Source organism: Stenotrophomonas sp. NLF4-10 (assembly GCF_022359915.1).
GTDB lineage: Bacteria > Pseudomonadota > Gammaproteobacteria > Xanthomonadales > Xanthomonadaceae > Stenotrophomonas > Stenotrophomonas daejeonensis.
The window spans coordinates 1,442,589-1,462,885 of the sequence record NZ_JAKSEE010000003.1 but is presented as its reverse complement, the minus strand read 5'-3'; the positions used below and the strand labels follow the sequence as shown (position 1 = coordinate 1,462,885).

12 protein-coding genes and 1 pseudogene are annotated in these 20,297 nt (G+C 69.5%); 5 read left to right on the top strand and 8 right to left on the bottom strand.

Annotated elements, in window-relative coordinates:
• Positions 1 to 20 precede the first annotated feature (20 nt).
• Positions 21 to 983: pseudogene (hflK, locus tag MIC98_RS06900) on the bottom strand (FtsH protease activity modulator HflK); the annotation flags it as partial.
• 131 nt (positions 984 to 1,114) lie between these two features.
• Here hflK and MIC98_RS06895 point away from each other — a divergent pair.
• Positions 1,115 to 2,110 carry a YhdH/YhfP family quinone oxidoreductase gene (locus tag MIC98_RS06895; RefSeq protein WP_239736611.1) on the top strand — a complete coding sequence of 332 codons (996 nt, stop codon included), beginning with the start codon at positions 1,115 to 1,117 and terminating at the stop codon, positions 2,108 to 2,110.
• A gap of 96 nt (positions 2,111 to 2,206) precedes the next feature.
• Positions 2,207 to 2,590 (top strand): twitching motility response regulator PilH, encoded by a 384-nt coding sequence (gene pilH, locus MIC98_RS06890; protein WP_239736610.1) that lies wholly within the window; start codon positions 2,207 to 2,209, stop codon positions 2,588 to 2,590.
• Between the two features lie 159 nt (positions 2,591 to 2,749).
• Here the strand turns inward: pilH and MIC98_RS06885 are convergent, their stop codons facing one another.
• Entirely contained in the window at positions 2,750 to 3,646 is an 897-nt protein-coding gene (locus tag MIC98_RS06885) for a DnaJ C-terminal domain-containing protein (protein ID WP_057641444.1), read from the bottom strand.
• Between the two features lie 204 nt (positions 3,647 to 3,850).
• Between MIC98_RS06885 and MIC98_RS06880 the strand changes: the two genes are divergently transcribed.
• Both MIC98_RS06880 and MIC98_RS06875 read left to right on the top strand, forming a co-directional pair.
• A complete protein-coding gene (locus tag MIC98_RS06880) occupies positions 3,851 to 4,333 on the top strand; it encodes a peroxiredoxin (RefSeq protein WP_239736609.1) in 483 nt (160 codons plus the stop codon).
• 28 nt (positions 4,334 to 4,361) lie between these two features.
• Positions 4,362 to 4,940 carry a ferritin-like domain-containing protein gene (locus MIC98_RS06875; RefSeq protein ID WP_239736608.1) on the top strand — a complete coding sequence of 193 codons (579 nt, stop codon included), beginning with the start codon at positions 4,362 to 4,364 and terminating at the stop codon, positions 4,938 to 4,940.
• A 118-nt stretch (positions 4,941 to 5,058) separates the two neighbouring features.
• On the opposite strand, the gene pbpC is transcribed toward MIC98_RS06875, so the two are convergent.
• The 6 genes from pbpC to prpB form a co-directional block, all read right to left on the bottom strand.
• Positions 5,059 to 7,416, bottom strand: a complete 2,358-nt coding sequence (pbpC, locus tag MIC98_RS06870; RefSeq protein WP_239736607.1) for a penicillin-binding protein 1C — start codon at positions 7,414 to 7,416, stop codon at positions 5,059 to 5,061.
• A 79-nt stretch (positions 7,417 to 7,495) separates the two neighbouring features.
• Positions 7,496 to 12,373, bottom strand: a complete 4,878-nt coding sequence (locus tag MIC98_RS06865) for an alpha-2-macroglobulin (RefSeq protein ID WP_239738072.1) — start codon at positions 12,371 to 12,373, stop codon at positions 7,496 to 7,498.
• Positions 12,374 to 12,596: 223 nt separating this feature from the next.
• The gene (gene prpF / locus MIC98_RS06860) at positions 12,597 to 13,781 is read right to left on the bottom strand and encodes a 2-methylaconitate cis-trans isomerase PrpF (protein WP_239736606.1); all 1,185 of its coding nucleotides are present in this window, start codon (positions 13,779 to 13,781) and stop codon (positions 12,597 to 12,599) included.
• A gap of 106 nt (positions 13,782 to 13,887) precedes the next feature.
• Positions 13,888 to 16,503 (bottom strand): Fe/S-dependent 2-methylisocitrate dehydratase AcnD, encoded by a 2,616-nt coding sequence (gene acnD, locus MIC98_RS06855; RefSeq protein ID WP_239736605.1) that lies wholly within the window; start codon positions 16,501 to 16,503, stop codon positions 13,888 to 13,890.
• A 193-nt stretch (positions 16,504 to 16,696) separates the two neighbouring features.
• A complete protein-coding gene (prpC, locus tag MIC98_RS06850) occupies positions 16,697 to 17,854 on the bottom strand; it encodes a 2-methylcitrate synthase (RefSeq protein ID WP_239736604.1) in 1,158 nt (385 codons plus the stop codon).
• A 162-nt stretch (positions 17,855 to 18,016) separates the two neighbouring features.
• Positions 18,017 to 18,901 carry a methylisocitrate lyase gene (gene prpB / locus MIC98_RS06845; protein WP_239736603.1) on the bottom strand — a complete coding sequence of 295 codons (885 nt, stop codon included), beginning with the start codon at positions 18,899 to 18,901 and terminating at the stop codon, positions 18,017 to 18,019.
• 104 nt (positions 18,902 to 19,005) lie between these two features.
• Here prpB and MIC98_RS06840 point away from each other — a divergent pair, with 104 nt between their 5' ends.
• Complete coding sequence (locus tag MIC98_RS06840; protein ID WP_239736602.1) at positions 19,006 to 20,244, top strand: citrate synthase family protein; 1,239 nt, start codon at positions 19,006 to 19,008, stop codon at positions 20,242 to 20,244.
• Positions 20,245 to 20,297: the final 53 nt, after the last annotated feature.

Genomic DNA, 20,297 nt, shown 5'->3' with positions numbered 1-20,297 from the left:
GGTTTGGCGGCATCGGCCGGCATCGGCACGTAGATCAGCTGGCGGCCATCGCCGCCGATGACCTTGCGGTTCTCGGCCAGCACCTGCTGCACGGTTTCCAGCCACAGCCGCTTGCGGGTGACTTCCGGCGCATTCCGGTACTCGGCCTGCAGCAGGCTGAAGCGGCTGGCGTCACCCTCGGCGCGGGCGATCACCGCCTGCTTGTAGCCCTCGGCGGTGGTGCGGGTGCGCGAGGCCTGGCCGCGCGCCTCCGGCACCACCTTGGCGGCATAGGCCTGGGCCTCGTTGATCAGCCGTTCCTTGACCTGCTGGGCGCCGTTGACCTCGTCGAAGGCCGGCTTCACTTCCTCCGGCGGGCGGGCGTCGGGCAGGGTCAGGCCGGTGACCGACAGGCCGGTGCGATAGGCCTCCAGCGAGGCCTGCAGGCGCTGCTCGGCGGCGGCGGCCAGCGGGCCGCGGTTGTTCAGCACGGTGTTGAGGTCGGCGCGGCCGACCTGCTCGCGCACCGCGCTCTGCGCCGACTGCTCCAGCACCTGGTCGGCATCGACCGAGCCGAACTTGTACAGGCGCGGGTCGTCGACCCGGTACTGCACGTTCAGCGAGACGTTGACGATGTTCTCGTCGCGGGTCAGCACCGGCACCTGGCTGCTGAAGGTCTTGATCTGGGTGGCGTTGACCTTGGTCACCGACTCGATCGGCCACGGCAGCTTGAAGTTCGGGCCCGGCTGCAGGATGCGCGAGAACTGGCCGAAGCGCAGCACCACGCCGCGCTGCTGTTCGCCGATCAGCTGGAAGCTGGAGAGCAGCACCAGCAACGCCAGCGCCACCAGCACCCAGCGCCATGCGCCACCGTCGAACAGGTCGCGCAACGGGCCGGGCAGGCCGCCCCATCCGCCGCCGTTGCCGCCTCGTGGCCGGCGCGCGCCGCGCCGGTTGTCGGCGGGGCCGTCTTTGCCATTGCCGCCAGGTGTGTTCCAGGCCATGCATGCTCCATCTGTCAGGGCCGGGTGCGGGACAACCGGCCGTCAATCGAATCCCGATTCTACTAGATGGGGCAAGACCTGCCGTTTCGCAACGGTTATCTTGATCGGCCCGCTTCCGCGCAGGCAACGCCATGACCGCCACCCCGTCCTTCCCCGCCTTCCGCATCCACAACGACGACGCCGGCTACCGCGCCGGCATCGAGCAGGTAACGCTGGACCAGCTCGACCCCGGCGAGGTGGTGGTACGCGCGCGCTGGTCGTCGGTGAACTACAAGGACGCGCTGGCCGGCACCGGCCAGGGCAAGATCCTGCGCCGCTTCCCGCTGGTGGGCGGCATCGACGTGGCCGGCGAGGTGGTGGCCTCGACCGACCCGGCATTCCGCGAGGGCGACGCGGTGCTGGTCACCGGCTGCGGCCTGAGCGAAACCCGCGACGGCGGCTACAGCCAATATGTGCGGCTGGAAGCGAAGTGGGTCATCCCGCTGCCGGCCGGGCTGTCGCTGCGCGAGGCGATGGTGCTGGGTACCGCCGGCTTCACCGCGGCGCTGGCGCTGCTGCGGATGAAGGACAACCGGCAGGCGCCGGAGCACGGCCCGCTCGCCGTGACCGGCGCCACCGGCGGGGTCGGCTCGCTGGCAGTGGACATCTTCAGCCGCGCCGGCTTCGAGGTGCATGCGATCAGCGGCAAGACCGGAGCAAAGGAGTACCTGACCACGCTGGGCGCCACGCAGGTGCTGGGCCGCGAGGCGCTGGCCACCGCCCGGCCGATGGAGTCGGCGCGCTTCGGCGGCGGCCTGGACAACGTCGGCGGGCCGATGCTGACCAGCCTGCTGGCGCAGACCGCGCCCTACGGCAACGTCGCCTCGGCCGGGCTGGCCGCCAGCGCGCAGCTGGACATGACGGTGATGCCGTTCATCATCCGCGGCGTGTCGCTGCTGGGCGTGGCCTCGGCCGGCACCGCGCGCGACATCCGCGAGCAGGTCTGGCAACACCTGGGCGACGACTGGAAGCCGCGCCACCTGGACACCGTGTGCACCCGCGAGGTCGGGCTGGCCGAACTGCCGGACGTGTTCGCCACGATGCTGGCCGGGCAGTCGTTCGGCCGCACCGTGGTCAGGATCGACTGAAGCCGGTTGCGCGCAGCGTGACGCAAGCGGCTTCACGCCGCCACGGCGGCGGCCTACACTGCCCGGATTCTTGGGGAAGAATTCTTGGGGAGAACCATGGCACGCATCCTGATCGTCGATGATTCGCCATCGCAGTTGCTGGGCATCCAGCGCATCGTCGAAAAACTCGGGCACGAGACCTTCACCGCCACCGATGGCGCGGCCGGCGTGGAAGCGGCCAAGGCGGTGCTGCCCGATCTGGTGCTGATGGACGTGGTGATGCCCAACCTCAACGGTTTCCAGGCCACCCGCACGCTCAAGCGCGAGGCCAGCACCACCCACATCCCGGTGGTGCTGGTGACCACCAAGGACCAGGACACCGACCGCCTGTGGGGCATGCGCCAGGGCGCCAAGGCCTACATCACCAAGCCGTTCTCGGAGAGCGATCTTTCCGAAGTGATCGCGCGGGTGTTCGAGGGCAGCGAGCCACCGGCCGCCTGACCCGTACGGACGGGCTGATCCTGTAGATGCGGGGCTTGCCCCGCATGAAGCTTTCCCGGGAGAGCCCCGTGTGGGGCATGCCCCACACCTACGCAGCCGTGGGTCGGGGCTACGCCCCCGACGCGTCCGGCCCATCGCCATCGGGGCCGTAGCCCCGACCTACACCTTCTCGCCGAAGGCCTTGGCCAGCGCGCGGTAGGCCTTCTGCTGCGCTTCGTTGGTCGCCACCGGCGCGACGACCTCCAGTTCCACGATCTGGTCGCCATCGGGCTTGCCCGGCAGGCCGCGGCCGCGCAGGCGCAGCTTGCGGCCGCTGTCCGAGTCGGCCGGCACCTTCAGTTCCACCGCCCCGCCCAGGGTCGGCACGCTGATGCCGGTACCCAGCGCGGCCTGCCACGGCGTCACCTGCAGGGTGTAAAGGATGTTGCGGCCATCGACCTCGAACTGCGGGTGCGCGGCGTATTCCACTTCCAGCATCAGGTTGCCGCCGCCGCTGCCCTGCCCGGCCAGCCGGATCACCTGCCCCGGGCGGATGCCCTTGGGCACGCGCACGTCCAGCTGGCGGCCATCGACGTTGATGCGCAGCGAGTCGCCGGCGTAGGCGGCCTCCAGCGGTACCGACAGTTTGGCGCGGGTGTCGCGCGGCGGCTGCGGGCCGGCGCTGCCGCCGAAACCGTCGAAGCCGCCCCGCGCGCGGCCGCCGCGCTGGCGCGCGAACAGGCTCTCGAAGAAGTCGCTGAAACCGCCGCCGGCGCCACCGCCGCCGAACACCTCCTCGAAGTCGAAGCCCTGCCCGCCACCGAAATCCGGCGGCGCCTGGAACTCCTCGCCGGGCCGGTAGCCGCGCGCGCGCAGCTGGTCGTAGGCCTGGCGCTTGGCCGGGTCGCGCAGCGCCTCGTAGGCTTCGTTGACCGCCTTGAACTGCTCCTCGGCGCCGGCTTCCTTGCTCACGTCCGGGTGGTACTTGCGCGCCAGCCGCCGGTAGGCGGTCTTGATCTCGGCGTCGCCGGCCGTGGGTTCGACGCCCAGCGTCGCGTAGTAATCCTTGAATTCCATCCAGACACCTTTCGGAAAAGTCGGGTCGATCGCCCCGCGACGATGGCCGCCACATGTTCGGCAGGCACAGGAGTGCCATTCTAGCGGTCGCGGCGCCGGCCTCGCCCCCATGCCGGGAAATGCTGCGTGAAGGCGGTCTTTTCAAGCCGTTGACGCCACCCTTGCACCCGACTACTAGACTGCACCCAGACCCAGGAGCCCCCCATGACCATCCACGTCGGCGACACCATTCCGGAAGTGACCCTCAAGCGCATCCGCGAGGGCATGGAAACCATCGACACGCACGCCCTGTTCGACGGCCGCAAGGTGGTGCTGTTCGCCGTGCCCGGCGCGTTCACGCCCACCTGCTCGGCGCGCCACCTGCCCGGCTTCGTCGAGCACTTCGAGCAGTTCCGTGGCCGCGGCATCGAGGTGTACTGCATGGCGGTGAACGACCCGTTCGTGATGCAGGCCTGGGCGCAGGCGCAGTCGGTGCCCGATGGGCTGCAGATGCTGTCCGACGGCAACGGCGACTTCACCCGCGCGCTGGGGCTGGAAATGGACGCCAGCGGCTCGGGCATGGGCATGCGCTGCCGCCGCTTCGCGCTGTATGCGGAGAACGGCACCGTCCGCGCCATCCATGTCGAGGAGCCGGGCAAGTTCGAGGTGTCCTCGGCCGAATACATGCTCGCCCATCTCCCCGAATAGCGATTCCCGACCCAAGGAGCAGCCAGCCATGAGCAAGCCCTCTCCCACCAGGACCACCGCCAAGGCCACCGGCCCGGCCGGCATCAGCGACCGCAGGACCCTGCGCGCCAATGCCCGCAAGCGCATCGAGGACGGCGCGGTCACCCCGACCTACAGCGCCGACCGTACGGCGGTGGTCAAGCTGCTCAACGACGCGCTGGCCACCGAGTGGGTGTGCGTGCTGCGCTACTACCGCCACTACTACATGGCCAAGGGCATGCTCGCCGACGCGGTGAAGGCCGAGTTCCTGGAGCACGCGCAGCAGGAGCAGGCCCACGCCGGCATGCTGGCCGAGCGCATCGTGCAACTGGGCGGCGAACCGGACTTCGACCCGGACACGCTCACCGCGCGCTCGCACGCCGAATACAAGGAAGGCGGCAACCTGCGCGACATGGTGCGCGAGAACCTGGTCGCCGAGCGCATCGCCATCGACAGCTACCGCGAGATGATCAACTTTATCGGCGACAAGGACACCACCACCAAGCGCATCCTCGAACACATCCTCGCGCAGGAGGAGGAGCACGCCGACGATTTCGCCGACATGCTCGAGGGCTGGATCGGCGAGTAGCAACGCCGCCGCCAACGAATGCTTTCGTAGGTGCCGGGCTTGCCCGGCACGGAGCCGTTCCCATCACCGGCCACGGAAAGCGTGCGGGGCAAGCCCCGCACCTACGGCGCCGCGCCGCTCAACGCACCACGCGGAAGCGCACCCGCGTCCACGCGCCATCGGCGGCCAGCGCGGTGAGCACGTGCTCGCCCGGTTCGTCGAAGTCGCGCACGAAGCCGCGCGCGCCCTGGGTCTGCGCGATCCAGCGCCCGTCCAGCAGCCATTCCACCGTCGCCTCGCTGCCCAGCGCGCGCAGTTGCAGGCGCGGGCCATGCGTGGCGCCGGGCGCGCGCGCCAGCGTGGCGCGGTCGTTGAGGCCATCCACGTGCAGCACGCCGTCGTTGCCGCGTTCGTCGGGCGGGCACCCCGGCGCCAGCGGCGGCAGGCGCTGTGCCTGCCGTTGCGCCTGCGACAACCACGGCGAGGCCAGCGCCGGCCAGCGCGCCAGTTCGCGTTCGGCGCGTTGCGCATGTCCCTCGCATCCAGCCGATACCCGCAACCCGCTGCGCGCATCGACCTCGAAACGCACGCGGCCCGACTGCCACAGCCGCGCCTCGCGCTCGGCGAAGGTGGGCGGCACCGCCTCGTCCAGCACCAGCGCCTGCATCCGCCGCTGGCACATGGCCGGCGGCGTTTGCGCGGCGGCGATGCCCAGCGGCCAGCACACCTCCACCTCGCCGACGCTGGCCGGCATCGCGCGCGCGGCGGCGTCGCCGGGCTGGCGCGGCAGGCTGTCGATCACCTCGAACATCAGCGGCAAGGCGGTGACCGCACCGTACTGGCCGGGCAGCGGCGTGCCGTCCGGCCGCCCTACCCACACCCCGACGGTGTAGCGGCGGGTGCCGCCGATCGCCCAGGCATCGCGGTAGCCGTAGCTGGTGCCGGTCTTCCACGCCACCGGCGGGCGCCCGCCGGTATCGAAGGTGCCTGCGCCGTAGCCGGGGCGCGGATTGGATTCGAGGATGTCGCGCACGATCCACGCCGCGCCCGGCGACATCAGCCGGCGTTCGACCAGCGGGTCGTCCGGGGTATAGCGCACGCGGCCGGCGATACCCTCGCGGTTGAGCGCGGCGAAGGCGCCGACCAGATCCTCCAGCCGCGCGCCGGTGCCGCCGAGGATCAGCGCCAGGTTCGGCTGCGTGCCACGCGGGAAGCGCAGCTTGATGCCGGCGTTGTTCAGGCGCGCGGCGAAGCGTGATGGGCCAACGCGGTCGAGCAGGTCCACCGCCGGCACGTTCAACGACAGCCGCAGCGCGGTGGCCGCGCCCACCGGGCCGTTGAACGCGGCGTCGAAATTGCCCGGGCGGTAGCCGCCGAAGCTCTGCGGCGCATCGACCAGCAGGCTTTCGGAATGGATCAGGCCGTCGTCCAGCGCCATGCCGTACAGGAACGGCTTGAGCGTGGAGCCCGGCGAGCGCCACGCCTGCACCATGTCCACGTGGCCCAGCCGTTGCTTGTCGCCGAACGCGACCGAGCCGACGTAGGCACGCGCCTCCAGCGTGGCGTTGTCCATCACCAGCAGCGCGGCGGAGGTGCGCTCGGGCAGTTGCGAGAAATACGCGGCCACCCGTTCCTCCAGCGTGCGTTGCAGGCCGCTGTCGAGCGTGGTTTCGATATGCGCCGCGCGCGGCTGTTGGCTGCGCAGCCGCTGCGCCAGCAGCGCCGCATGCAGCGGTTGCCGCAGCGAGCGCGTCACCACCGGCTCGATGCGCGCGTCGGCTACTTCCTCGGCCGGCCACACGCCGAGTTCGGCCATGCGCGCCAGCACCTTGTCGCGGGCTTGCCGCGCGGCTTCCGGGTGGCGGTCCGGGCGCAGCCGGCTGGGCGATTGCGGCAGCACCGCCAGCAGGGCCGCCTCGGCGTGCGACAACCGCGCCGCCGGTTTGCCGAGGTAGGCCCAACTGGCCGCCTCCACGCCTTCGATGGTGCCGCCATAGGGTGCGCGTTCCAGGTACAGGTCGAGGATCTGCGTCTTGCTCAGGTGCGCTTCCAGCTGCAGCGCGCGCAGCACCTGCTTGAGCTTGCCCCACGGCGTGCGCGTGTGCGGGTCGAGGATGCGCGCCACCTGCATGGTCAGGGTGGAACCGCCGGAGACGATGCGGCGTTCGCGCAGCATCTGCTTGCCAGCGCGCAGCAGCGCCCACGGGTTGATGCCGGGGTGGCGCCAGAACCAGCGGTCCTCGTAGGTCAGCAGCGCCTGCAGGTACAGCGGGGAAATGGCGTCCGCATCGGCCGGGTAGCGCCACACGCCCTCGGCATCGGCGAAGGCGCGCAGCGGGGCGCCGTCGCGGGCGACGACCAGGGTGCTGGTGTCGCGCGATTGCGGCAGTGGTGGCGGGAAGGCGAGGTCGAGGACCAGCAGCAGCGTCAGCAGCGCTGCCGTGCCCCAGCGCAGCCAGGGCAGGAAGCGGGACAGAAGCCGGGGCTTTGCCTGCATTTCCGCATGATGGCTGCGTTCGCCCCTCACCCCAACCCCTCTCCCGGTGGGAGAGGGGCTTTTCTCCCGCGCCCTGTCGTCATGGCTGCACGACGGTGATCGTGCTCGGGTTGGAGCGCCCCACGCCACGCAGCTCGGGGCGGTACATGTCCTCGGCCAGCGGCGGCGGCACGGTGTAGGTGCCGGGGGTGACCGCGCGCACGAGGTAGAACACACGCGCGGTGCGGCCGCGGCGCAGGTTCAGCGCGGTCACGTAGCGGTCGTCGCGGAACTCCTCATGGCGGGCGTCGGCTTCGCCGGAGCGGTCGCTGACCCGGATGCCGTCCACCACCACGTCGGCCCACTGCTTCGCATCGCCGAGGTTGAAGTTCTCGATCTCCAGCCCGGCCGGCAGCAGGTCGGTCAGCAGCGCGTCGGGCATGGCGGTGTTGGCGGTGACGCTCAACCGCACGATCAGCGCCTCGCCTTCCTTCAGCGGGCGCGGCGTCCACGGCTTGCCGTCGGTGGTGTACCAGGCGCGCTCGATGCCGATCACGCTGTTGTCCGGCGCCGGTGCCTGCCGCGGGATGCCGGCCACTTCCAGGCTGGCGAACATCGGCGCCTGCCCCTGCGGCGCGAAGCGCACGCCCTGCGCCAGCTGCGCGGCATCGAACACGCGCGCGAACGCCTTGCGCTCGCCGATGGCCTCGCGCTCGCCACCCACCGCCAGTTCGCCGGATACCAGCTTCTTCTGGTCGGCCATCAACGCCTTGCCCAGCCGCGCCAGCGCCACCTTCTCCTGCGTGCTCAGCCACAGCCAGCCGCTGTTGCGGCGCGCATCCAGCTCGCGGCCCAGCGCGACCGCGCGGGCGTCGTAGGCGGGCTTGGACAGGCCGCGTTCGTGCAGCAGCGCGATCATCAGGGCGTCATCGCGCAGCCGGCTGCCGTAGTCGCCGAAGTACGCCGGGCGGTCGCTGCCGTCCCTGGCGAAGCCGGCGGCGATGGCGGCCTGCCCGCGCTTGCCGTCGCCCTGCAACGACAAGGCCATGCCCAGGTGCACCAGCGACAGGCCGGTGACCGCCTTGTCGCGCTCGTTGTCGTACAGCGCGCGCAGCGTACCCAGCGGGGCGCGGTTGACGCGGGCCAGCACGTAGCCCGAATACGCCTGGTTGGCGAACTTCAGCGCGTCGCGGCGATCCTGCCCGTAGAACTGGTTGCCGCCGCTGAGCAGGTCCTCGCTGATCCGGTTCAACGCCTTCTGCAGCACGGTGTCCGGCACCGCGAAACCGGCGTCCTTGGCGTCGAGCAGGAACTCGGCGATGTACGGGGTCAACGCCGGGTTGACGTAGTCGTCGTTGCCCCACATCGAGAAGTTGCCGTTGGCCACCTGCATCGAGGCCAGCCGCCCGAACGCGCCCTCCATGCGCTCGCGGCGGGCCTTGGCGTCCAGCCCGTCGGCACCGAGCATCGTCGAAGTGGCTTCGTCCAGCAGCAGCGCGGCATAGCCCTTGCTGGTGGTCTGCTCGGCGCAGCCGTAGGGGTAATTCAACGCGCCCTGCAGGGCGCTGGCGAACGGGATCGGCGGCAACGCGCTGACCAGCATGCGCGCGTTGACCGAGCCGGCCATCAGCCCGCTGGCGGAACCGCTGTCCAGCGTGACCGGCGCCAGCGGGTCGAGCGTGCGGGTCTGCGCACGCAGCACCTGCGGCCATGCCGCGCGCACCGGCAGGTCGTAGCGGCGGTCGACCTTGAAGCCGTTGCCGTCCACGCGCACCCGCACCTTGGCGACGGTATAGCCCTCCTGCGCGTTGAGCGGGAAGCTCAGGGTCTGCTTGGCATCGGCTGCCAACTGCACCTTGCGAGAGGCTTCGCCGATCGCCAGCGGGCCTTCGCCATCCACGCGCACGCTGAATTCGCCCGGCTTGCCGGTGAAGTTCTGCACGTCCAGCGTCACCGTGCTGCGGTCGCCCGGCGCCATCACCCGCGGCATGCTGGCCTCGGCCAGGATCGGCGCGCGCACCAGCGTCTCGACGTCGCGGTTGCCGTAGCGGTCGTCCGCATACACCAGCGCCGAGACGCGCAGCGTGCCGTTGAAATCCGGCACCGGCAGCTCGATGCGGGCATTGCCCTTGGCGTCCAGCTTCACCGGGCCGGAGAACAGGTCCACGGTCTGCACCCTCGCGGTCGGCCGCTTGGCCTGCGGCAGCGCCTGCAAGGCCATGTCGCCGCCGAACTTGAGCTTGCCGCTGTTGCCCTCGAAGCTCTCGATGACGCGGCCATAGATATCGTAGGCATCCACGCCCAACCGCCGTTGCGCGAAGAAATGCGCAGGGGCATCCGGCACCGGGAAGCGGGTGATGTTGAGGATGCCGACATCGACCGCCGAGACGGTGACGTGCGCCGGCTTGCCGGCCAGTTCCGGCACGCTGACGGTCACGGCCATCGGTTGCTCGGGACGCATCTGCTTCGGCGCGACCAGGCCCACCTCGACGCGGCGGTTGCCACGTTCCATCGGCACGTGCGCCACGCCCACCGCGCGTGCGGGGGTGATCCTGCTCGGCGCGCTGCCGCCGCGGAACACCAGCGCGGTGACGTAGACGTCGTGCCGCTCCCAGTCCTGCGTGACCGGGATCTCGAAGCTGCTGCCGGGCTTGGCCTCGATGTCCTGCACGTACAGCATCTTGTCGCTTTCGACCATCAGCACGCCGCGGCCGGCGTGCGGCGGGGTCAGCGTCACCTTGAGCGTGTCGCCGGCCTTGTAGCCGGTCTTGTCCAGCGCCAGCTTGACCTTGTCCGGGCGCGCGTCGAGGCCGCGGTTGTCGTCGTTCCAGCTCCAGCCGGCGCGGAACGGGTAGCGCATGGTCAGGCCGGTGGCCGGGTCGAACACGTCGACGCGGTACTCGCCCCACTCCACCGGGAAATCGAATTTCGCCGACGTCTCGCCGGCGTCGAGGGTGCGGGTTTCCTTGTTCTCGAAGCGGCGGGTGAAGTCGTAGTCCCAGCGGTTGTCGTTGAAGCTCCAGTGGTAGTCGCGCAGTTCGCGCACCAGGGTGACCTTCAGCCCCTTGGCCGGCTGCGGCTTGCCGTCGGCATCCACGCGCAGCAGCTCGAAGCGCGCGTTGGCATTGGCGTCGGCGCCGTCGGCGTCGCTGAACAGCGGGCGCACCGCGACCAGCGCCGGCGCCGGCCACAGCACGCGCTTGAGCGTGCGGGTGACGGTGCGGCCGCCGGTCTCGTAGACGCTGCCGGACACCACCGCCGCCACCGGCGTGCCCTTGCCGGTTTCCTCGGGCAGGGCGATGTCCTGGCGCAGCTTGCCGTCCTTGGGCAGGGTGGTATCGATGACGTCGTTGGCTTCGCGCGGCAGCTCCACGGTGGGGTCGCCGAAGAACCAGCCGGCCATCGACTCGACCGGGTGCTGCTCCACCGCCACCGCCAGCCGTGCGGTGAAGCGGTTGCCGTCGGCCGGTGCGCCGTACAGGTAGGCCGCATCGGCCTGCAGTTTCAGCGGCTCGCCGGGCTTGAGCGTCTTCTGCGCGCTGTCCAGGTCCAGCTTCATGCGCTCGGGCAGGAACTCCTCGATGCGCAGGGTCATGCCCTGCACCGCTTCCTTGCTGGCCGGGTCGGTGCGGAATTCCACCTGCCAGCGGCCGGTCGGCGCCTCGGCGGGAATGGCCTGCTCGAACGCGAAATAACCCTGCTCGCCCGGTTGCAGCCGGGTTTCGCGGAACACCTTGCCGTCGGGCTGCTTCAGGCGCAGGAACACTGGTTGTGCCTTGACCGGCTTGCCGTCGTTGTCGCGCAGCAGCGCCGACACGCGCACGGTCTCGCCGGGGCGGTACAGGTCGCGGCCGGACCAGGCGAACACGTCGAACCACGCGTTCTGGCGCCCGGCCACGGCGAATTCGCTCAGGTCCAGCGCCGGCTGGTTGAACGGCAGCATCGTGGTATCGCTGCCGCTGGCGGCCACCAGCACGTGGCCGGCGTCGAGCGTGTAGTTCAGCAGCGCGTTGCCGTTGGCGTCGGTCTGGCCCTTGAGGATGGTCTCGCCCTTGGCGTCGATGACCCGCAGGTCCACCTTCTTCGCCGCCGCGCCGCTGGCCAGCGAGGCGGTGTGCACGAACAGCGTGTCCTTGTAGGCGCGGGTGTGCAGGCCGATGTCGCTGACGGTGAAGAACGCGGTGTCGTACTCGTTGTCGAAGCTGCCGGTGCGCTTCATCACCGCGAAGTACAGCCCCGGCTGCTGCAGTTCCTTGACGTCCTGGATCGGCAGGTAGGTCAGCATCCGCTCGTTGGGCTTGCCGCCGAGCACGAAGCGGTTGACGTAGACCGGCTCGGCCAGCTGCGAGATCGGCGTGTGGTTGCCGTAGTCGCTGTCCAGCTCCCAGCTGCCGCGGCGGCCGCCGCGCTGGTACTGGCTGAAGAACGCCGGCAGGTTCTTTTCGGTCACCCGCAGGAACTCGACGTCGACCTCGGGCACGTTCACCGACACCACCGGCAGGCCGCGGCTGTCGCGCGCCGGCAGCACGCTGCCCTGCGAGGCGAAGCCGGCCGCGGGCGTCAGTTCGCCGGTGAACACCTGCTGGCGCACCTCCTTGCCGAGGCGGCTGCCGTCGGCGGCGAGCAGGTCGGCCGACACGACCAGGGTGTAATCCTTTGCCGCCTCGACGTAGGGGTAGCGCAGGGTCTTGCCGTCGTCGGACAGCGACCAGCTGCTGTCCTCGGTGCCGACCTTCTCCTCGAAGCGCAGCAGGTTGTCGAAGTCCTGGGTACCGACCAGCGGCCGGGAGAACTCCACCGCCAGCGCCAGTTCGCCGCCCTTCTGGTCCGGCCAGGTGCGCACCAGCGCGAATCCCTTGACCTCTTCCTGCTTGGCCTGGATCGCCTCGCCGCTGGCACCGGGGAGCTGGCCGGTTTCGTTGCGTTTGCAGCCGGCCACCAGGGCCAGCGCCGCCAAGGCGACCATTGCCCAGCGCATGGGCTTCCACTTCCTGTTGTTCATGGCGTTCTCCGATGGACGCCTGAAGTATAGGGAAGCGAGAGAACCGTAGCTGCGGGGCTTGCCCCGCAGGGGGTTTGCCGCGCATGCCCCGTGCCGGGCAAGCCCGGCACCTACGGGTTGGTTTCGCCGCGAATGCCCTGCGCTTCCTCCCTTTCGCGCAGCGCAAAGGGAGAGGAGGCAAGCAGCACTCGTTAGTGGGTCAGCCCTGCGGCACCCGCACCGCGCCTTCCATCAGCACCCGTGCCGAGCGCGACATCACCGCCTTGGTCACGGCCCACTGACCATCGACCTGCGCCACCGCCGCGCCCACCCGCAAGGTACCGGAGGGATGGCCGAAGCGCACCGCCTCGCGGGTGCCTCCGCCGGCGGCGAGGTTGACCAGCGTGCCGGGGACGGCCGCCGCCGTGGCGATGGCCACCGAGGCCGTACCCATCATCGCGTGGTGCAGCTTGCCCATCGACATGGCGCGCACGTTGAGGTCGATGTCGCCGGCCCCGATGCTCTTGCCGCTGCTGGACACGTAGGGCTTCGGCGGCGCGACGAATGCCACCTTCGGCGTGTGCTGGCGCTTGAGCGCCTCTTCCGGCGTTTTTATCAGCCCCATGCGCAGCGCGCCGGCCACGCGGATGGTTTCCAGCTTCGCCAGCGCCGCCTTGTCCTCGTTGATCGCCGGTTGCAGCTCGGTGCCGTCGTAGCCGATATCGGCGGCGTTGACGAACACGGTGGGAATGCCGGCGGTGATCATCGTCGCCTTCAACGTGCCGATGCCCGGCACGTCGAGATCATCGACGAGGTTGCCGGTGGGGAACATGGAGCCACCCTCGTCTTCGCCGTCATCGGACGGGTCAATGAACTCCAGCACGATTTCCGCCGCCGGGAAGGTCACCCCGTCCAGCTCGAAGTCACCGGTTTCCTGCACCTGCCCGTCGCGCACCGGCACATGCACGAGGATGGTCTTGCCGATGTTGGCCTGCCACACGCGCACGGTGACGGTGCCGTCGCGCGGAATGCGTTCGGCGGGAATGAAGCCGTTGGCGATGGCGAACGGCCCCACCGCGGTGCTGAGGTTGCCGCAGTTGCCCGACCAGTCCACGAACGCGGTGTCGATGGACACCTGCCCGTACAGGTAGTCCACGTCGTGGTCCGGCACCGAGGCCGGGGCGACGATCACGCACTTGCTGGTGCTCGACGTCGCCCCGCCCATGCCGTCGGTGTGCTTGCCATAGGGATCGGGCGAGCCGATCACCCGCATCAGCAGCGCGTCGCGCGCCGCGCCGGGTATCTGCGCCGCTTCCGGCAGGTCTTCAAGCCGGAAGAACACGCCCTTCGACGTGCCGCCACGCATGTAGGTGGCGGGAATCCTGAGTTGCGGCGCATGTTTCATGTTCGTCTCCTTGTTCCCTATAGGAGCGACGTCAGTCGCGACAGAGGGATTTACCGGGAAAGCCCTGTCGCGACTGACGTCGCTCCTACAGGAAGGGGCAGCATGATCAGATGGCGCTGGCTTCGAGGAAATCCTGCGCGAAGCGCTGCAGTACGCCGCCGGCCTCGTAGGTCGCCACGTCGTCGTCCGAATCCAGCCGACAGGTCACCGGCACCTCCACCGTGCTGCCGTCCCTGCGGTGGACCCGCAGGGTCAGGTCGGCGCCCGGCCGGCGCTCGCCGACGACGTCGTAGGTCTCGGTGCCGTCGATGCCCAGCGTGTTGCGGTCGGTGCCGGGCTTGAACTCAAGCGGCAGTACGCCCATGCCGACCAGGTTGGTGCGGTGGATGCGCTCGAAGCCTTCGGCGACGATGGCTTCCACGCCGGCCAACCGCACGCCCTTGGCCGCCCAGTCGCGCGAGCTGCCCTGGCCGTAGTCGGCGCCGGCGATGATGATCAGCGGCTGCTTGCGCTGCATGTAGGTTTCGATCGCCTCCCACATGCGCATCACCTTGCCTTCCGGCTCCACCCGCGCCAGCGAGCCCTGCTTCACGCTGCCGTCGTCGTTGCGCACCATCTCGTTGAACAGCTTGGGGTTGGCGAAGGTGGCGCGCTGTGCGGTGAGGTGGTCGCCGCGGTGGGTGGCGTAGGAATTGAAGTCCTCCTCCGGCAGGCCCATCTTCGCCAGGTATTCGCCGGCGGCGCTGGAAGCCAGGATCGCGTTGGACGGCGAGAGGTGGTCGGTGGTGATGTTGTCCGGCAGCACCGCCAGCGGGCGCATGCCGGTGAGCGTGCGTTCGCCGGCCAGCGCGCCTTCCCAGTACGGCGGGCGGCGGATGTAGGTGCTCTGCGGCCGCCAGTCGTACAACGGGCTGGCCTTGCGGCCATGCTCGACGCGCACGTTGAACATCGGGTCGTAGACGCTGCGGAACTGTTCGGGCTTCACCGATGCCTTCACCACCGCGTCGATCTCGGCGTCGCTCGGCCAGATATCCTTCAGCCGCACCGCGTTGCCATCGGCATCCACGCCCAGCACGTCCTTCTCGATGTCGAAGCGCACGGTGCCGGCGATGGCGTAGGCGATTACCAGCGGCGGCGAGGCCAGGAACGCCTGCTTGGCATAGGGATGGATGCGGCCGTCGAAATTGCGGTTGCCCGACAGCACCGCCACCGAGTACAGGTCGCGCGCGATGATCTCCTGCTGGATCTTCGGATCGAGTGCGCCGCTCATGCCGTTGCAGGTGGTGCAGGCGAAGCCGACGATGCCGAAGCCCAGCTGTTCCAGCTCGGGCAGCAGGCCGGCCTCTTCCAGGTACAGCTGCACCGCCCTGGAACCGGGCGCCAGCGACGACTTCACCCACGGCTTGCGCAGCAGCCCGCGCGCGTTGGCGTTGCGCGCCAGCAGGCCGGCGGCGATCACGTTGCGCGGGTTGGAGGTGTTGGTGCAGGAGGTGATGGCGGCGATGATCACCGCACCGTCGGGCATCAGGCCCTGCGCTTCCTCGTCCTTGCCGCTTGCCAGCTTGGCCTCGTCGGCGACGCCGCGCTCGGCCAGGTCGGACACCGGCAGGCGGCGGTGCGGGTTGCTCGGGCCGGCCATGTTGCGCACGACGCTGGACAGGTCGAACTCCAGCACGCGCTCGTACTGCGCGGTAGCCAGCGCATCGGCCCACAGGCCGGTGGTCTTCGCGTAGTGCTCGACCAGTTGCACCTGCGCTTCCTCGCGGCCGGTCAGGCGCAGGTAGTCGACGGTCTGCTGGTCGATATGGAACATCGCCGCGGTGGCGCCGTACTCCGGGCACATGTTGGAAATGGTGGCGCGGTCGCCGATGGTCAGCGCCGAGGCGCCCTCGCCGAAGAACTCCAGCCACGCGCCGACCACGCGCTCGGTGCGCAGAAATTCGGTCAGCGCCAGCACCACGTCGGTGGCGGTGATGTTCGGCTGCGGCCTGCCGGTCAGCTTGACGCCGACGATATCGGGCAGGCGCATCCACGAGGCGCGGCCGAGCATCACGTTCTCCGCTTCCAGCCCGCCGACGCCGATGGCGATGACGCCCAGCGCATCGACATGCGGGGTGTGCGAATCGGTGCCGACGCAGGTATCGGGGAACGCCACGCCGTCCTGCACGTAGACCACCGGCGACATTTTCTCCAGGTTGATCTGGTGCATGATGCCGTTGCCGGGCGGGATCACGTCCATGTTCTCGAAGGCCAGTTTGGTCCAGTCGATGAAGTGGAAGCGGTCCTCGTTGCGGCGATCCTCAATGGCGCGGTTCTTGGCGAACGCATCCGGGTCGAAACCACCGCACTCCACCGCCAGCGAGTGATCGACGATCAGCTGCACCGGCACCACCGGATTGACCTTGGCCGGGTCGCCGCCCTTGTCGGCGATGGCGTCGCGCAGGCCGGCCAGATCGACCAGCGCGGTCTGGCCGAGGATGTCGTGGCAGACCACGCGCGCCGGGAACCACGGGAAATCCAGGTCGCGCTTGCGTTCGATCAGCTGCTTGAGCGACTCGGTCAACATGGCCGGGTCGCAGCGGCGCACCAAGTTCTCGGCCAGCACCCGCGAGACGTAGGGCAGCGTGGCGTATGCACCGGATTGGATTGCATCGACGGCGGCCTGCGCGTCGAAGTAGTCCAGCGTGGTGCCGGGGAGGGATTTGCGGTGCTGGCTGTTCATGGCTGGCTCGAAAAGCTGGGAGTTGGGAATGGAGCGGTGGCCCGCTTTTCCTTCTCCCTTCGGGAGAAGGTGGCGCGAAGCGCCGGATGAGGGTGCGGGCGAAGCCTTGTGCAATCGAACATCTAGAAGGCTTCGCCCCTACCCTCACCCCAACCCCTCTCCCGGCGGGAGAGGGGCTTTCAAGCTTCAAGCATCAAGCGCGCTTGTCGATCGGCACGAACGCCTGGTCTTCCGGCCCGGTGTAGTTCGCGCTCGGGCGGATGATCTTGCCGTCGATGCGCTGCTCGATGATGTGCGCGCTCCAGCCGGCGGTGCGGGCGATGACGAACAGCGGGGTGAACATCGCGGTCGGCACGCCCATCATGTGGTAGCTGACGGCGCTGAACCAGTCCAGGTTCGGGAACATCTTCTTGATGTCCCACATCACCGATTCCAAACGCTCGGCGATGTCGTACATCTTCATGCTGCCCTGCTCGGCCGACAGTTCGCGCGCGACCTCCTTGATCACCTTGTTGCGCGGGTCGGACACGGTATAGACCGGGTGGCCGAAGCCGATCACCACTTCCTTGGCGGAAACGCGCGCCTTGATGTCGGCCTCGGCCTCGTCCGGCGTCTCGTAGCGCTTCTGCACCTCGAACGCCACTTCGTTGGCGCCGCCGTGCTTGGGTCCGCGCAGCGCACCGATGCCGCCGGCGATGCACGAATGCATGTCGCTGCCGGTGCCGGCGATGACGCGGCAGGTGAAGGTGGAGGCGTTGAACTCGTGCTCGGCGTACAGGATCAGCGAGGTGTGCATCGCCTTGACCCACGATTCCGGTGGCTGCTCGCCATGCAGCAGGTGCAGGAAATGGCCGCCGATGGAGTCGTCGTCGGTCTCCACGTCGATGACGCGACCGTTGTGGCTCCAGTGGTACCAGTACAGCAGCATCGAACCGAGGCTGGCCATCAGCTTGTCGGCGATGTCGCGCGCGCCGGGGTGGTTGTGGTCGTCCTTCTCCGGCTGCACGCAGCCCAGCACCGACACGCCGGTGCGCATCACGTCCATCGGGTGCGCCGACGGCGGCAGCTCTTCCAGCGCCGCCTTGACCGCCGCCGGGATGCCGCGCAGCGACTTCAGCTTGGCCTTGTAGGCGCGCAGTTCGGCGCGGGTCGGCAGCTTGCCGTGCACCAGCAGGTGGGCGATTTCCTCGAACTCGCTGGTGTTGGCCAGGTCGAGGATGTCATAGCCGCGGTAGTGCAGGTCGTTGCCGGAACGGCCGACCGTGCACAGCGCGGTGTTGCCGGCGGCGGTGCCGGACAGGGCGACGGATTTCTTCGGCTTGAAGCCGGGGGCGGTGGTGGATTCAGACATGACATGAACCTCGGTGTAGTCAGGTTTTTTGAAGCCCCTCTCCCATCGGGAGAGGGGTTGGGGTGAGGGGCGGGCGGAGTCCTGATCGTTCAGACGCTTCCACTTCGTTCGCCCCTCATCCGCCCTTCGGGCACCTTCTCCCGGAGGGAGAAGGGAACAGGCTTACTTCTTCGCGGCGAACAACGCATCCAATTGCTGCTCGAACGCGTGGTAACCAATGCGGTCGTACAACTCCTCGCGCGTCTGCATCGCCTCCACCACGCCCTTCTGGTGGCCGTCGCGGCGGATCGCCTCATACACGTTCTCCGCCGCCTTGTTCGCGGCGCGGAACGCCGACAGCGGGAACAACTGGATGGCGACGCCGGCCGAGGCCAGCTCGTCGCGCGTGAACAGCGGGGTCTTGCCGAACTCGGTGATGTTGGCCAGCACCGGCACCTTCACCGCATCGACGAAGCGGCGGTAGGTGTCCAGGTCGTAGGCGGCCTCGGCGAAGATGCCGTCGGCGCCGGCCTCGACGCAGGCGATGGCGCGCTCGATGGCCGCGTCCACGCCGTCCACCTGGATCGCATCGGTACGCGCGATCAGGAAGAAATCCGGGTCGGTCTTGGCATCGGCGGCGGCCTTCACCCGGTCCACCATCTCGCCCTGGGTGACGATCTCCTTGCCCGGGCGATGGCCGCAACGCTTGGCACCCACCTGGTCCTCGATGTGGCAGGCGGCCGCGCCAGCCTTGATCAGCGACTTCACCGTGCGCGCGATGTTGAACGCGCTGGGGCCGAAGCCGGTGTCGATGTCCACCATCAGCGGCAGATCGCAGACGTCGGTGATGCGGCGCACGTCGATCAGCACGTCTTCCAGCGTGTTGATGCCCAGGTCCGGCAGGCCCAGCGAGCCGGCGGCAACGCCACCGCCCGACAGATAGATGGCCTTGTAGCCGGCGCGCTTGGCCAACAGCGCGTGGTTGGCGTTGATCGCGCCGATCACCTGCAAGGGTTTCTCGGCGGCGAGGGCGGCGCGGAAGTGGGCGCCGGCGGAAGAAAGGCTCATGGCTTGGCTCCTGATCGGGCGGCGACGGCGGGGCCGTTCCGCGATGGCGCACAATCTGGCACCATCGCACGCATTGATCAATCTTGATTCAAAAAATCAACATATTGAATACGCCACCTGACCCCACCGACCCGGAACTGATCCCGGCCAGCGACGCCTGCGCCCTGCTCGGCATCAGCGCGGCCACCCTGTACGCCTACGTCAGCCGCGGCCAGCTCAGCTCGCGCCCCGGCCCCGACCCGCGCAGCCGGGTCTATCTGCGTGCGGAAGTGGAACGGCTGGCACAGCGCAAACGCGCTGGTCGCGGCGCGGCGCGCGGGGCGGCGCAGAGCCTTGACCGCGGCCTGCCGGTGCTGGAGACACGCATCTCGCTGATCCGCCCCGACGCGCCCTATTACCGTGGCCGTTCGGCGGTCGCCGCAGCGCGCGGCGGCGCCACGCTGGAAGACATCGCGCGGCTGCTGTGGGAGTGCGAGGAACAGGATCCGTTCGCGGCGACGCCGCCCAACGCGTGGCCGCAACGCATCGCCACGCTGGCACTGGACGCCACGCTGCCGCCGCTGGAACGGACGATGGCCTGCATCCCGCTGCTGGCGCTGGAACAGCGGCAATCACTCAACGCCGCGGCCCCGGTGCGGCGCGAAGTGGCCGCGCTGCTGCTGCGGCAGAACGCCGCGCTGCTGGTCGGCACCCAGCCCGACGCGCGCCCGGTGCATCGCCTGCTCGCCGACGCATGGCGGCCGGGCGACGCCGGTTTCGCCGAACTGCTGCGCTCGGCGCTGGTGCTGTGCGCCGACCACGAACTGAACGTGTCGGCCTTCGCCGCGCGCGTGGTCGCCTCCACCGGCGCGCACCTGCACGCCACGGTCAGCGCCGGGCTGGCCGCGCTGTCCGGCCCGCGCCACGGCGGCGCCACCGCGCGCGCGCATGCGCTGCTGCTCGATGCGCAGGCCAGCGGCAAGCCGGCCGCGTTCATCGCCGAACGCTGGCGGCGCGGCGACGACCTGCCCGGCTTCAACCACCTGCTCTACCCCGATGGCGACCCGCGTGGCGCCGAGGTGCTGCGCCAGTTGCGCGAACTGCGCGGCGGCACGCCACGCATGCAGCACGTCGAAGCGGTGCTGGCGGCCACCGCCGAGCACAGCGGCCAGCCCCCCAACATCGACGGCCTGCTGGCGGCGATCTGCTACGTCCACGAACTGCCGGCCGCGCATGCGCTGGTGATGTTCGCCACCGCGCGCCTGACCGGCTGGTTGGCGCACGCGCTGGAACAGCAGGCACTGGGCACCCTGATCCGCCCCCGCGCGCGCTACACCGGGCTGGCGCCGGGCCGGCCCCTGTAGCCTGCGAGGCATTCATCCAGCTCATGGCTGGGCCCGGTTTTTCGCGTTGGTGC

What these genes read in the sequence shown, in the direction of transcription:
- prpC (WP_239736604.1), bottom strand. Translation starts at nt 17,854, where the DNA reads ATGTCTGAATCCACCACCGCCCCCGGCTTCAAGCCGAAGAAATCCGTC.
- prpF (WP_239736606.1), bottom strand. Translation starts at nt 13,781, where the DNA reads ATGAAACATGCGCCGCAACTCAGGATTCCCGCCACCTACATGCGTGGC.
- acnD (WP_239736605.1), bottom strand. Translation starts at nt 16,503, where the DNA reads ATGAACAGCCAGCACCGCAAATCCCTCCCCGGCACCACGCTGGACTAC.
- MIC98_RS06865 (WP_239738072.1), bottom strand. Translation starts at nt 12,373, where the DNA reads ATGCGCTGGGCAATGGTCGCCTTGGCGGCGCTGGCCCTGGTGGCCGGC.
- MIC98_RS06880 (WP_239736609.1), top strand. Translation starts at nt 3,851, where the DNA reads ATGACCATCCACGTCGGCGACACCATTCCGGAAGTGACCCTCAAGCGC.
- MIC98_RS06895 (WP_239736611.1), top strand. Translation starts at nt 1,115, where the DNA reads ATGACCGCCACCCCGTCCTTCCCCGCCTTCCGCATCCACAACGACGAC.
- pilH (WP_239736610.1), top strand. Translation starts at nt 2,207, where the DNA reads ATGGCACGCATCCTGATCGTCGATGATTCGCCATCGCAGTTGCTGGGC.
- MIC98_RS06885 (WP_057641444.1), bottom strand. Translation starts at nt 3,646, where the DNA reads ATGGAATTCAAGGATTACTACGCGACGCTGGGCGTCGAACCCACGGCC.
- prpB (WP_239736603.1), bottom strand. Translation starts at nt 18,901, where the DNA reads ATGAGCCTTTCTTCCGCCGGCGCCCACTTCCGCGCCGCCCTCGCCGCC.
- pbpC (WP_239736607.1), bottom strand. Translation starts at nt 7,416, where the DNA reads ATGCAGGCAAAGCCCCGGCTTCTGTCCCGCTTCCTGCCCTGGCTGCGC.
- MIC98_RS06875 (WP_239736608.1), top strand. Translation starts at nt 4,362, where the DNA reads ATGAGCAAGCCCTCTCCCACCAGGACCACCGCCAAGGCCACCGGCCCG.